This window comes from Pseudomonas fjordensis (assembly GCF_976987115.1).
On the sequence record NZ_OZ336860.1, the window covers coordinates 160804 to 174765 of the forward strand.

The 13962-nt window shown below is 62.7% G+C and carries 10 protein-coding genes; 8 read left to right on the top strand and 2 right to left on the bottom strand.

Going from position 1 to position 13962, the window contains the following annotated elements; genetic code table 11:
• Positions 1–162 precede the first annotated feature (162 nt).
• From ACWHXD_RS00665 to ACWHXD_RS00700, 8 genes are all read left to right on the top strand, one after another.
• Entirely contained in the window at positions 163–1035 is an 873-nt protein-coding gene (locus ACWHXD_RS00665; RefSeq protein ID WP_138761816.1) for a TauD/TfdA dioxygenase family protein, read from the top strand.
• 60 nt (positions 1036–1095) lie between these two features.
• Positions 1096–2016 carry a LysR family transcriptional regulator gene (locus ACWHXD_RS00670; protein WP_032894244.1) on the top strand — a complete coding sequence of 307 codons (921 nt, stop codon included), beginning with the start codon at positions 1096–1098 and terminating at the stop codon, positions 2014–2016.
• A gap of 725 nt (positions 2017–2741) precedes the next feature.
• Positions 2742–4277, top strand: a complete 1536-nt coding sequence (locus ACWHXD_RS00675; RefSeq protein WP_138761815.1) for an MFS transporter — start codon at positions 2742–2744, stop codon at positions 4275–4277.
• 15 nt (positions 4278–4292) lie between these two features.
• Positions 4293–5351, top strand: a complete 1059-nt coding sequence (locus tag ACWHXD_RS00680) for an HlyD family secretion protein (protein WP_138761814.1) — start codon at positions 4293–4295, stop codon at positions 5349–5351.
• Positions 5348–6793, top strand: coding sequence for an efflux transporter outer membrane subunit (locus tag ACWHXD_RS00685; protein WP_098949898.1), 1446 nt, complete (start codon positions 5348–5350; stop codon positions 6791–6793). The genes ACWHXD_RS00680 and ACWHXD_RS00685 overlap by 4 nt, the downstream gene beginning before the upstream one ends.
• 74 nt (positions 6794–6867) lie before the next feature.
• Entirely contained in the window at positions 6868–7377 is a 510-nt protein-coding gene (locus ACWHXD_RS00690; RefSeq protein ID WP_019819531.1) for a sigma-70 family RNA polymerase sigma factor, read from the top strand.
• Positions 7374–8324, top strand: coding sequence for a FecR domain-containing protein (locus ACWHXD_RS00695; protein ID WP_138761813.1), 951 nt, complete (start codon positions 7374–7376; stop codon positions 8322–8324). The genes ACWHXD_RS00690 and ACWHXD_RS00695 overlap by 4 nt, the downstream gene beginning before the upstream one ends.
• A 92-nt stretch (positions 8325–8416) precedes the next feature.
• Entirely contained in the window at positions 8417–10870 is a 2454-nt protein-coding gene (locus ACWHXD_RS00700) for a TonB-dependent siderophore receptor (protein ID WP_138761812.1), read from the top strand.
• Positions 10871–11002: 132 nt separating this feature from the next.
• Here the strand turns inward: ACWHXD_RS00700 and ACWHXD_RS00705 are convergent, their stop codons facing one another.
• Positions 11003–11707: a DUF3142 domain-containing protein gene (locus tag ACWHXD_RS00705; protein WP_138761811.1), complete on the bottom strand. Its 705-nt coding sequence runs from the start codon at positions 11705–11707 to the stop codon at positions 11003–11005.
• Positions 11704–13866, bottom strand: coding sequence for a PA5441 family protein (locus ACWHXD_RS00710; protein WP_138761810.1), 2163 nt, complete (start codon positions 13864–13866; stop codon positions 11704–11706). The genes ACWHXD_RS00705 and ACWHXD_RS00710 overlap by 4 nt, the downstream gene beginning before the upstream one ends.
• Positions 13867–13962: the final 96 nt, after the last annotated feature.

Here is a 13962-nt window from a genome sequence, read left to right on the forward strand (position 1 = left end):
TGTGTTCACAAATCAAAATGTGGGAGGGGCCGTGCCCCCGATGAGGCCGTCAGCATCGCCCTACAGCTCAAACCAAACGCCATATCCATATGTGCTAACGGTATTTAAGCTTCCATCTTTATATCTATAAATTCATTCCCCTGTCCGCCGGGAATGAATCCAATGTCTGCCACCACCGCCACCCAAACCTTCGACATCCGCCCCTTCCCCGGCAGTGTCGGCGCCCAGATCATCGGCCTGGACTTATCCCGCCCAGTCAACGACCAGGACTTCGCCCGCATCCACCGCGCGCACCTGGACCACCACGTCATCGTGTTCCGCAACCAACGCATCACCCCCGAACAACAGATCGCCTTCAGCCGCCGTTTCGGCGTACTTCAGATCCATGTGCTCAAACAGTTCCTGCTGACCAATCACCCCGAAATTCTGATCGTCTCCAACATCATCGAGAACGGCCAATCCATCGGCCTGGGGGATGCGGGCAAGTTCTGGCATTCGGACCTGTCATACAAAGAACTGCCCAGCCTGGGCTCGATGCTGCACGCCCAGGAACTGCCCTCTGAAGGCGGCGACACCCTGTTCGCCGACATGCACAAAGCCTGGGAGCAACTGCCCGGCCACCTGCGCAATGCCGTCGAAGGCCGCAGCGCCGCGCACTCCTACACCGCACGCTATAGCGAAACCAAATTCGAAGGCAACTGGCGCCCAACCCTCACCCCGGAACAGCTCGCCCAGGTTGCCGAAGTGGTGCACCCCGTTGTGCGCACCCACCCGGAAAACGGCCGCAAGGCGCTGTTCGTCAGCGAGGGTTTCACCACCCGTATCGTCGGCCTGCCCGATGACGAAAGCCGTGACCTGCTGGCCCAGCTCTACGCCCACAGCGTGCTGCCGGAAAACATCTACCGCCATCAGTGGCAGCCCCACGACCTGGTGTTCTGGGACAACCGCTCGCTGATCCACCTGGCCGCCGGGTGCCCAAGCCACCTGCGGCGTAAATTGTTCCGTACCACCATTCAAGGGGATGCGCCTTTCTAACCTGATAAAGCCTGCTAGGATTGCGCCCAGTTCACTCCCAACGGACCACGAGTGCTTGGCATGCAACTACCGGACATGAACCTGCTGGTCGCCCTCGACGCGTTGCTCGACGAGGGCAGTGTGGTGGGCGCCGCACGGCGGATGAACCTGAGCCCTGCCGCCATGAGCCGCACCCTTACGCGTATTCGCGAAGCGGTCGGTGACCCGATCCTGGTACGTGCCGGCCGTGGCCTGGTACCGACGCCCAAGGCGCTTGAGCTGCAAGGCCAGGTGCGCAACGTGGTGGAGCAGGCTGCGTTGCTCTTCCGGTCGGCGGACCAAGTCGATTTGAGCACCTTGCGCCGCCGCTTCAGCGTGCGCGCCAATGACTTTTTCATCGGCGTGTATGGCGGGCGACTGTTCGACACCATGGAGCGCATGGCGCCGCTGTGCGAGCTGCGCTTCGTGCCCGAAGGCGATACCGACGATGAAGCCCTGCGCGAAGGGCGGTTGGACTTGCGGGTGAGCAACACCATGCCCGCCAGCCCGGAAGTGAAGGTGCAGAACCTGTTCTCCACCACCTTTGTCGGCCTGGCGCGGCAAGACCACCCGCTGTTCGACGAAGAAATCACGGCGGCACGCTTTGCCAGTTATTCCCACATCAGCATCTCCCGGCGCGGTATCGCCCGTGGGCCCATCGATACCGCGTTGAATGCCCAAGGCCTGGAGCGCCGAGTGGCCATGATCGCCCCAGGCTTTCACGGTGCGATGTTCATGCTGCCCGATTCCGACCTGCTGCTGCCGGTGCCCAAGGAAGCCCTCCTGAGCGCCAAGCGTCTGAACCTGCCACTGCGCGCGTTCGCCTTGCCGATTTCACTGCCAACCCTGGTCCTGGCGCAATCCTGGCACCCACGCTTCGACAAAGACCCAGCCCATAAATGGCTGCGCGAAACCATGCGCGAAAGCTGCCACGCCACCTGGCTTGAAGCCCAGCCGGTTTAAAGCGAACGCAATCAATGTGGGAGCTGGCTTGCCTGCGATGACGGCCCGCCAGCCGACACCTATCTACCTGACACCCCAAGATTCAAAATGTGGGAGCTGGCTTGCCTGCGATGACGCCCTGACAGCCGACGCCTATCTACCTGACACCCAACGATCCAACTGTGGGAGCGGGCTTGCTCGCGAAGGCGGCCTGACAGTCAACACAGTTGGATTGTGTACATATCCGTTATTTAGGTAACGGCCACTTAGGGTTCCGCCCTGACGGCGGCTCACTTTTGAACAGCGCAAAAGTAAGCAAAACGCTTCTTGCCCCACCACTCGGCACCTCGCTTAGGCTCGGTGTGCCCGAACACAGGCTTGAATCCGTGGGCCGCCGCCACGCGCCATCCATGGCGCGGGGCGGCTAACCCGGCGTCCTGCCGGGTTACCCACGAATTCAAGCCTGCGTTCGGCCAGCGTGGTTTAACGGGGCGCCTAAGATCAAAAGCAGAGCAAGATCAAGAGCGACTCGCTTCGCATCGTGGTTACCGTCTGCTGCTACCGGCTACAGCCCAGAAAGTTGAGTAAATACTTATGGCTATCGCAGGCAAGCCAGCTCCCACAGGGTTCAGTGTTGATGCTCAACGTTGCGTCTGGCGCACTTATAACCTGCCAACAAGTAACTTTTTGTCATGAGAGTGCCTGATTAACCTGCTCGGGTATTTCTCATTCCGAGTTGCCTGTTCATGACGTCCCTCGCTGCCCCCGCTGTCCAGGCCGCAGCCAAACCTACGGCGCTGAGCCCACCCGTGTTCGGCCCGCGCATCATCATCGGGCTGCTCGGCGTATTGCTGGCGGTACTGGTGTCTGGACTCAACGAGATGGTCACCAAGGTCGCCCTCGCCGATATCCGCGGTGCGCTGTACATCGGCTTTGACGAAGGCACCTGGCTGGTCGCGGCCTACACCGCCACTTCGGTCGCGGCCATGGCCTTCGCGCCGTGGTGCTCGGTGACGTTTTCCCTGCGTCGCTTCACCCTGTGCGCCATCGGCTTGTTCACCGTGCTGGGCATTCTCTGTCCGTTCGCACCCAACTACGAAAGCCTGTTGCTGCTGCGCACCGTGCAAGGCTTGGCCGGTGGCGCGCTGCCGCCGATGCTGATGACCGTGGCGCTGCGTTTCTTGCCAGCCAACGTCAAGTTGTACGGGTTGGCCGGTTACGCACTCACCGCCACCTTCGGCCCCAGCCTTGGCACACCGCTGGCGGCGTTGTGGACCGAATACGTCGGCTGGCAGTGGGCGTTCTGGCAGATTGTCGCGCCGTGCCTGCTGGCCATGGCGGCCGTGGCCTACGGCTTGCCACAAGACCCGCTGCGCCTGGAACGCTTCAAGCAGTTCAACTGGCGTGGTTTGCTGTTGGGCTTCCCGGCGATCTGCATGTTGGTGATCGGCCTGTTGCAAGGCAATCGCCTGGACTGGTTCGAGTCGGGCCTGATTACCTTCCTGCTGAGTGGCGGCACGCTGTTGCTGGTGCTGTTCATGCTCAACGAATGGTCGCAGCCGCTGCCCTTCTTCAACTTGCAGATGCTCGGCCTGCGCAACCTGGCGTTTGCCCTGATCGTGCTGGCCGGCGTGCTGATGGTGCTGACCTCGGTGATCATCATCCCGTCCAGTTTCCTCGCCCAGGTCCAGGGCTACCGGCCGCTGCAGACCGCACCGGTGATGCTGCTGATGGCGTTGCCGCAGTTGATCGCGCTGCCGCTGGTGGCGGCGCTGTGCAACCTGCGCTGGGTCGATTGCCGCTGGGTGCTGGGCATTGGCCTGAGTATGTTGGTGCTGTGCTGCCTCGGCAGTTCACACCTGACTTCGGCGTGGATTCGCGACGACTTTTATGGCTGGTACCTGCTGCAGATTTTCGGCCAGCCGATGGCCGTGTTGCCGCTGCTGATGCTGTCCACCGGCAGTATCCAGCCCATCGAAGGGCCGTTCGCCTCGGCCTGGTTCAACACCGTCAAGGGCATGGCTGCTGTGATCGCCACCGCGGTGCTGGATACATTGACCACCCAGCGCGGGCATTTCCATTCAACCATGTTGGTGGACCGCCTGGGCAATTCGCCCCTTGCCGACGCTGACGCGCCGGGCCTCGCCCACCGCTTGCACGAGCAGACCGTGGTGCTGACCTCTTCGGATCTTTACGTCGTCATGGCCGGTGTCGCGGTGGCGTTGATCCTGCTGATTTTCTGGATGCCCACGCGGATCTATCCGCCTCGCGCTCCGGCCTGACCACAAGGACTTTCCATGAAACGCAAAGACAAAATTGCCGTCTCCGTTATCGCCGCATTTGCCGTCGGCGTGCTGGTTTACCTGGTTGCGCCGGGCGTACTGGGCAGCAAGCACCAGACCACCAACGACGCCTTCGTCGCGGCGGATTTCACCCTGGTCGCTCCCCGCGTTGCCGGCTTCATCAAGGAGGTGCTGGTAGAAGACAACCAGCGTGTCAAAGCCGGGCAACTGCTGGCGTTGATCGACGACCGCGATTTTCGCGCCGCCGCCCAGGCCGCCGATGCCGACACCCTGGTCGCCCAGGCCCAGCTGAAAAACGCCAGCGCGACCCTGGAGCGCCAAAGCTCGGTGATAGCCCAGGCCCAGGCTACGGTGGCAGCGGATCGCGCCGAAGTGGCGTTTGCCGAGCATGAATTGAACCGCTACAACCGTCTCGCCGGCGTCGGTGCGGGCACCGTGCAGAATGCCCAGCAAGCCAAGACACGCATCGATCAGGCCACTGCGCGCCTGGCCAAATCCACCGCCGTGCTGGCCGCCGAACGCAAGCAGGTGGAGATCCTCACCGCCCAGCGTGACGCCGCCGAAGGTGGGCTCAAACGCGCCCAGGCCGCGCTGGAAATGGCCAGTTATCAGCTGTCTTACACGCGCATTGTCGCACCGGTAGATGGCATGGTCGGTGAGCGTGCGGTGCGGGTCGGCGCCTACGTGACACCGGGCAGCAAGATCCTTGCGGTGGTGCCGCTTTCTGAAGCCTATGTGGTGGCCAATTTCCAGGAGACCCAACTGTCGCATATGCACGCGGGGCAAGCGGTGCAAGTCAGCGTCGACAGTCTTGACGGCGAACTGCTCAAAGGCCATCTGGAAAGCCTGGCGCCTGCCACGGGTGTAACCTTCGCCTCGGTCAAACCCGACAACGCCACCGGCAACTTCACCAAGGTAGTGCAGCGTATTCCAGTGAAGATCGTGCTTGAGCCGAACCAGCCACTGACCGAGCGCCTGCGCGTCGGCATGTCGGTAGAAGCCAGCGTCGATACCCGGCCCGTCGAGCAGCAGCGTGAGGTGGCCCAGCAATGAGACACCTCGCCTGGCTCACCCTGAGCCTTATCAGCCTGAGCGCCTGCACGGTCGGCCCGGATTTCCAACGGCCCGATGCCTCGCGCGTCGGCCAGTGGAGCGAACCCCAGGGCCGCCAGGCCGCCAGCCATGCCGTCAGCGATCCCTTGCAGGAGCGCTGGTGGGACGTGTTCCAGGACGCGCAGCTCTCGGCCCTTACGCGCCGCGCCCTCAACGATAACCTCGACCTGAAACTGGCCAGCAGCCGCCTGCAACAAAGCCGCGCCATCCGCCAGGTGACCACGGCTGAACGCTACCCCAACGTCGATGCCGGCGGCGCCTACCAGCGCAAGCGCAACAGCGGCAAAGGCTTGAACGACCCTTCGGGCGAGAATGGTCGCTCGGCCTTCAACCAATGGGACATGGGCTTTTCGGCCGCCTGGGAGTTGGACTTCTGGGGCCGGGTCAAGCGCGAGACCGAGGCCGCCGACGCCACGTTGGAAGTTGCCGAAAATGACCGCCGCGCCGTGTTGTTATCGGTGTTGGCCGAGACCGCCCAGGACTACATCCAACTGCGCGGCGTCCAAAACACCCGTGCCGTCACCGAGCAAAACCTTGATGTTGCGCGCCACAGCCTCAAGCTCTCGCAATTGCGGTTGGCCGACGGCGTGGCCACCGACCTGGATGTGGCCGAAGCCGCCGCCCAGGTCGCGGCAATCGAAGCGCGCCTGCCGGATCTACAGCAGCGCCAGGACCAGTTGATCAACGCCCTGAGCCTGCTGATGGGCGAGCCGCCTCAGGCCTTGCACGCGCAGTTGTCCAAAGACGCCCCTGTGCCGCAAACCCAGCGCCAGGTCGCGATCGGCCTGCCATCGGAACTCGCCGAGCGTCGCCCCGACATCCGCCAAGCCGAAGCCCGCCTGCACGCCGCCACGGCCAGCATCGGCGTGGCCAAGGGCGACTTCTACCCGCGCATCACCCTGTCCGGCAGCCTCGGCTCCCAAGCCATGCAACTCTCGGATTTCGGTTCTTGGGGTTCCCGCGCCTTTACCTTCGGCCCACAGTTGAGCCTGCCGCTGTTCAACGGCGGACGCCTGCAAGGCATGGTGGATTTACGGGAAGCCCAGCAACAGGAAGCGGCCCTGGCCTACCAGCAAACCGTGCTGCGTGCCTGGCATGAAATCGACGACCAACTGACCCGCTACAACGCCAGCCAACTGCGCCGCGACAGCCTCGCGGAAGCCGTGCGCCAGAACCAAATTGCGCTGACCACCGCCCAACACCAGTACGTCGAAGGCGTGGCGGATTTCGTCAACGTACTCACCGTGCAGAGCGCGTTGCTGGCGACCCAGGAGCAGTGGGTAGAGAGCTCCACCGGCGTGTCATTGGCCATGGTCGGGCTGTACAAAGCGTTGGGAGGAGGGTGGGAGTCGGTGTACCCGTTGCAGACCGCTGGGCGCTGAGCAACAAAGAGTTTTTGTCAGTCGCCAAATAAGATGTAATGATAATTGCTCTCAATAACACTTCTGAGCTTTTCATGGGCATCGCGACTGACGGCCAGCAACAGCTTCACATCCTGTACCGCGACCATCACGGCTGGCTGCAAGGCTGGTTGCGCAAGCGCCTGGGCGACCGCGAGCAGGCCGCCGATGTGGCGCAGGACACCTTCCTGCGCCTGCTGGTGGCCGGGCGTTTCCCGGGTGACAAAGAAAGCCGAAGCTACTTGGCGCAGATCGCCCGCAACCTGGTGATCGACCAATGGCGCCGCCTGCGCATTGAGCGTGCTTACTTGGAAAGCATCGCGCACCTGCCCGAGCCCGAGTCGCCGTCTCTGGAAACCCGCGCCCTGATCCTCGAAACCCTGATGCAGATCGACGCCATGCTCGATCGCATGCCCGACAATGTGCGCCGTGCGTTTTTGCTGTCGCAGTTCGAAGGCTTGAGCTATGCGCAAATCGCCGAGCGCCTGGGCGTCACCGTCAGCTCGGTGCAAAAGTACATGACCCGCGCCATCGTCGCCTGCTACCAGGTGGTGTACGAAGAATGAAGCGCGACGCGCCCATCGCCCCTGCGATTGTCGAGCAAGCCAGCGAGTGGTTGATGCTGCAATGGGGCGGCGAGCTCAAGGGCGAGCAGCGCCAGGCGTTTGCCCGCTGGCAGGCCGCTGACCCGGAACACCGCCGCGCCTGGCAGCGCTTGCAGCAGCTGCAGCACACCCTGGGCGGCGTACCTGCCGACAGCGCTCGCGCAGTATTGCGCGACACCCCGGATACCCAACGCCGTGCCGCGCTCAAACTGCTCGGCCTGTTGTTGGTGGCCGGTGGCAGCGGCTATCTGGTGCAACGCAGCGAGCCCTGGCAAGCGGCCTTTGCAGAGCTGCGTACCGCCACGGGCGAAATTCGCCATATGACCTTGAGCGACGGCACGCAACTGGACCTTAACAGTGACAGCGCCGTAGACCTGCGTTTCAGCGCTACCGAGCGGCGTATTCGGCTGATCCGAGGCGAGGTCCTGCTGACCAGCGGCCACGACGCCTCGCGCCCGTTGATCGTCGAAACGCCTGCCGGTGATGTACAGGCGTTGGGCACGCGCTTTGCGGTACGTGAATTGCCCGACGGCAGCCGTGTGGATTTGTACGAAGGTCGCCTGCGGGTCACGCCGTTGCAGGGCACGCCGGTGCATATGCAGGCAGGGGACAGCCTGTGGTTCAACGCACGCAAAAGCACCGCGTTGCCAGCGGTGAGCGCCAATGCCAGCAGTTGGACCGAGCACCGTCTGGTTGCCGAGCGCCAGCCGTTGGGTGAGTTCGTGGCGCAACTGAGTCGCTACCGCCCGGGCCTGTTGCGCTGTGATCAGGCGGCGTCGAAGCTGCTGTTGACCGGCGTGTTCCCGCTGAACGACACCGACGCGATCCTGGCGGCCTTGGAGCGTTCATTGCCCGTGCACGTGCAGGCGGTGACCCGTTACTGGGTAACGATCAAGGCGCGGGTCTGAAAATACTTTGTACAGGGCTTGTCGGTTTCTGCGGCCCGTTCGGGATACCTCTTGAAAGCCAATCAAGAAGCGTTCTCACGGGGAGTCCTGCCATGTCGCACCACCCAATCCAACCTTTGGCCCGCGCGCTACGTCGTGGCCTGTTTGCCGGCCTGCTGGCAACGGCTCCGGTACTGCCGAGCATGGCTCAAGCCGAAGAAAGCACCGAAGCGCTGCGCAGCTATGACATTCCCGCGGGCAGCCTCGACCAGGCGTTGAACCGTTTCGCCAGTGCCTCAGGCATCCTGCTGTCGGTTGACGCTTCGCTCACCGACGGCAAGCGCAGCGCCGGCTTGAAAGGGCGTTACGGTGTAGGTTCGGGGTTGCAGCGCTTGCTGGCGGGCAGCGGTTTGGCGGCGGTGCAGTCCCAGGGCGGTTGGTCGTTGCAGGCCCTTTCCGGCGACGCAGCCTTGCAGTTGGGCGCGACCCAGATCAGCGGCCGGCAGGAGCAGGAAAGCGCCTGGGGCCCGGTGGACGGCATTGTCGCCAAGCGCAGCGCCTCGGGCAGCAAGACCGACTCGGCGCTGGTGGAAATCCCCCAGACCATCAACGTGATCACCGCTGCCGAGATCAAGGCGCGTGGCGCCCAGAGTGTCACCCAGGCGTTGCTCTACACGCCCGGCATGAGCGCGGGTGGTTTTGCCGACCGGGTCAAATTGTTCGATGAGCCGACGTCACGCGGCTTCTCGCCCACGCCGTTGTATCTGGACGGCCTGCACCTGCCTTATGGCGGTGGCAGCACCGGGGGCGCGTTGCAGATCGAACCGTATTCCCTGGAGCGCATCGAAGTGCTCAAAGGCCCGGCGTCCGTGCTTTACGGCCAGAACCAGCCGGGCGGCATCGTCAATATGGTCAGCAAGCGCCCCAGCGAAACGCCGATACACCAAGTGGTACTGGAGGCCGGCACCTACGAACACAAAAGCGCGGCCATCGACCTGAGCGGCCCGCTGGACGAGGAGGGGCAGTTTCTCTACCGCCTGACCGGCCTGGCAAATGACGCGCAAGACGAAATCAACTACGTCGAAAACAAGCGCCAGTTCATCGCCCCCAGCCTCACCTGGCGCCCTAACGACGACACCAGCCTGACCCTGTTCGCCCAGTACCAGAAAGATAAAGGCGTGCCCGAAGCCCAAGGCCTGCCGGCGTCCGGCACGCTGTGGGACAACCCCAACGGCAAGATCAAGCGCGATGTATTTATCGGCGAGCCGGGCGTCAACCAGTACAACCGCGAGCAATACGTGCTGGGCTACGAAGTTTCCCATCGCCTCAACGACATCTGGACCCTCAAGCAAAACGCCCGTTACGCCGAGGTCGACGACCGCTACACCGCGCCGCTGCACGGCTACCGTTTCGTCGCCAACCCAAACACCGGCGTGCAGGACCAGCGCTACCTGCAACGCTTCGGCGTGGACTGGTCGCAGACCAACAAAGTGTTCGGCGTGGACAGCATCGCCCAGGCCGAATTCGATACGGGCGCGCTGTCCCATACCTTCATCGTTGGCCTGGACTACTACCATTCCAACTCGCAGTTCCATGGCCTGTACGACCGCAACCCGCCGATCATCGACCTGTTCAAACCGGTGTACGGTCAGCCCCTGAACTTCGGCCAACCGTACCGCTGGGATCGCACCATCACCCAGACCGGCCTTTACCTGCAGGACCAGATCAAGCTGGATAAATGGGTGCTGGTACTCGGTGGCCGCTACGACTGGGCGAATGTGGTGAACAAGGAGCCGATACAGGACACCCGCTTTGCCAGCAAAGACCAGGCGTTCACCGGCCGTGCGGGCCTGGTGTACCTGTTCGATAACGGCGTGTCGCCCTTCGTCAGCTATTCGGAATCCTTCCTGCCGCTGGCCGGCACCGATGCGAACCGAAAACCCTTCGAACCGTCCACCGGCAAACAGTACGAAGTCGGCGTGAAGTTCCAGCCACCGGGCCAGAAGAGCTTCATCCAGGCTTCTGTGTACCAACTGGACCAGGAAAACGTGCTGACCACCAACCCGGTGGACACCACCTTCAGCACCCAAAGCGGCGCCCTGCGCTCGCGGGGTGTTGAGCTGGAAGCCAAGGCGGTCTTGAGCGACGCATGGGAAGTGGTCGCCTCGGCTGCGCGCAATGACGTCAAATACACCAAGGACAACGATGGCCGCCAAGGTCGCCACCCGGCCGGCATCTCCCCACTCACCGCCTCGATGTGGGTCAACTACACCGTGCTCGGCGACACGCCCTTGGCAGGGTTGGGCGCGGGCCTGGGCGTGCGTTATGCCCGTCAAAGCCTGGGCGACGACTACGAAGGCGCTTTTAATGTGCCGTCCTACAGCGTCTACGATGCAAGCCTGAGCTACGACCTCGGCGCCTCGCCGCTCAAGCTCAAAGGCGTGAAGCTGGCGATGAACGTGCAGAACCTCAGCAACAAGACCTACGTCTCGCAGTGCACCAGTGATCTGGATTGCTACTACGGGGAAGGACGCACGGTAGTGTCGAGCCTGACGTACGACTGGTAGCAAATCACTGAAACCACTGTAGGAGCGAGCTTGCTCGCGAAAGACGTGAACGATAACGCAGCGCTATCAGGTTGCCGGTGTCGTCTATACGTTTTTCGCGAGCAAGCTCGCTCCTACAGGTGTTAGCAAACTTCAAAGATTCTGCAAAAACACCACATACCCCCGAAACCACTCATTGCCCCGCAGATACCCCGGCTCTTGCCACTCTCCGCCCTGAATCAAGCCAATCTTGAACGGCACCCCCAGCCGATTCATCCGCGGCAAATACGCCGCGTAATCCGGGATGCTGTGACGCCCTTGATAGGTCTGCACCACCACTTCATCCACCACGCCCTTGAGCTGGGCGATGGCGGCCGGGTCGGCGTTGCTGCTCCAGTCCATCAGACCGGTGATGCTCAGGCGCAGGTCGGAGGGCAGGCGTTGGCGCAGGTCGCGCAGGAAGTCGGCGTATTCATGCAGGTATTGGGTGCGAGCATCGAAGTCGATCTGGATACCGATCACCGGGTTGCCGGCGTCACGCCAGCGTTGCACCTGGCCCAGCACCTGGGTGTAGACCCGTTCCGGCCAGCGCAGGGTGTGGGCGCGGTAAACCACCCAGACGTGGCCTTGAGTAATGCGCGGCACGCTCATGCCTTGGGCGATCAGTTGTACGCCGCGCTGGGGCGCGCGGCGGGTGGCGTTGATCTGGCCTTGCAGGATGTACAGGGTTTTTGCCTGCTTGATCACTGGCTGGGGCGTGACCCCGCTCCACAGCCAGAAGGCGTCGTAGTCGCCCGCGTTAACGGCGCCAAAAGCCGGGCTTGCCAGCAACAGCAAGCCTAGCCACAGCGATTTCACCAGTAGTACTGCAGCGATTTGCCCCACTGGGTATCGGCAAAACCGCTCTTGAGTTGGCGGAACCAGGCTTTGCGCACCGCCGGCGCCACGTCTTCACCGCCGCAGCTGTTGTAGCCGGCCGGCGCGTAGCAGTTGATGGCGCGGAACAGCGCATAAGCCTTGTCGGTTTTCGGCGCCTTGGCGTTGGCGATCACCTGTTTGTAGCCGTCCAGGCGCGAGAAGGTTTCACCTTTGAAGTCCGAGGCGGTGCTGCCCAGGCTGCCGGCGGCGCGGGGTTGTTCCAGGGGCATGCCGTCCAGGCCGTTGCGCAGGATGAACTCACCGAAGCAGTTCAAAGCGTGCGGATTTTTGGCTTCGTCCTGCAAGGACGCGGCGGTTTGCGCGATGCTTGGGCAGGCGTAGCCGGATTCGGCCTTGTCGCCGTTCCACTGGAACAGCTTCAAGGTCTGGCCGCTGGTATAGGTGTAGCCCAGGCTGGTGCCGAGTTTGTCGTCAGAGAGCGAGGCCTGCTTGAGGTCATCGGCGAAGGTGGCGTACTGGCCGCGCAGCAGGTCTTTGTAGAGCAGCACGAATTGCGCACTCTGGCGCTCAATCGGGTCGCTGGCGTTGGCGATCTGCTGGCGCAGCAGGTCGGGGCCGGCGACGTTGCGCAGCAGGATGTAGCGCACTTGCTTGGCGCTGATCGGCGAGTCGGCGGCGAACACCTTGGCCAATTGGCCGCTGCGCTCGTAATTCATGGCCAGGGCCAGTTCCAGTTGGTCGCGTTGCAGCGGTTGCTTGGCCAATGGCAGCAGTTGCAGCCACAGGGCTTCGGCGGCCTTCCAGTCTTGCTTGGCTTCCAGGGCCAGGGCGCGCAGTGTCTGTTGGCTGAAGGCGAAGTAATCCAGGCTCGACGGCACATCCGCCGGCAGGTGCTTCAAGGCCGCGTCGGGTTGGTGTTCGACGTACAGGGCGTAGCTGGCTTGCAGGAAGTCAAACAGCGCTGGCTCACTGGCGAAGGTGCCCTTTTGCTTATCCAGGTCTTCGCGGCTCAACAGCGGCGGGGTGTGCGCGCGCATCGCCATCAGGTCGCTGACCACTTGCAGCATCGGGCTGTTCGCGGCTTTGTTGCCGACCATCAGCAACTTGAGGTCGGCCTCTTCCACCAGTTCGTCCACGCTCACATTGCGCTGGGCCTCAGTGGCCTCGGTAAATTGCCAGGTGAAGTCTTCGGCAAGCTTGGCGTCGTCGTTCGCCAGCCAGTGCACGCGGCGCAACAGGCCACGGGCGGACGCCACGTAATCGCCCTGTGAGTAAGTTTTCAGGTAACTGAGAAAACCTTCTTCGGCATCGCTCAAGGCCGACTTATCCACATGCTCGCGTTGCGGCATGCCGTATTCGTCGAAGGCTTCGGCCTGGGCCTGATTCAGCGACGTACGCGCAGTCATGTACAGCGCCGTTTCCTTCAGCCATGGCACATCGCTGGTGGAAGCCGCGGCGAACCCGCGCTCGGCGTAATCGAAGCGCCCGCTGTAGAAGTCGCCGGCGGCCTGCAAATAGGTACGAAACAACTGAGCATTGGCCGACGGGGTCAGCTGCGCGTCCACCACCTGGCGACTCCAGTCACAGGTGGTCAGTAATTGCAGGCGTGCTTTGACCAACACATCGCGCTCGGCGGGCGGCATCTGGGCTTTGATCACCTGGCTGATAAACGCTGTGGCGCTGTCATCGTCATTGCTGCGGCAACGGCTGCCTTCGCCATTCAGGAAGGCCTGGCCTGCGGTCTTGTACTCCTCGCGCTTGATACCCAGGGGCTGGAGCAGGGTGTCGAGTTCGGCTGTGCGTGAATCGTCAGCCTTGTTATCCGGCTCCTCAGCCGTGGCCGGAAACGGCACCAGGCGATACACCGGAAACGGCACCGGGCCGAAGCCTTGCGCCAAGTCGTCTTCGCCCAAGGCATTGGGGGCCAGGGGCGCGGCTTTTTTGTCGGCCAGCAACAGGCGCAGGTTCACCCGGCTGTCGTTGCCAGGGCTGAGAAACGGTTGGTTGCTGCACGGCTCGTAGCCGTCACGCGATACCCTCCAGTCGGGGTAGCACGAGTCGTCAGAACTGGCCTGGGCCGGTAGGGAAAAACCGGCCAGCAGGGCCAGGGCCAGAGGTGACAGCAAACCGATACGCATAACGTTTCCTTGATCCTGAGTCCTTGGAGAAGGGGCAATAATAGCCTGATCCGACGAGTGCTTCGGTGAAGGCCTACACAAATTGCTGATTTGTCC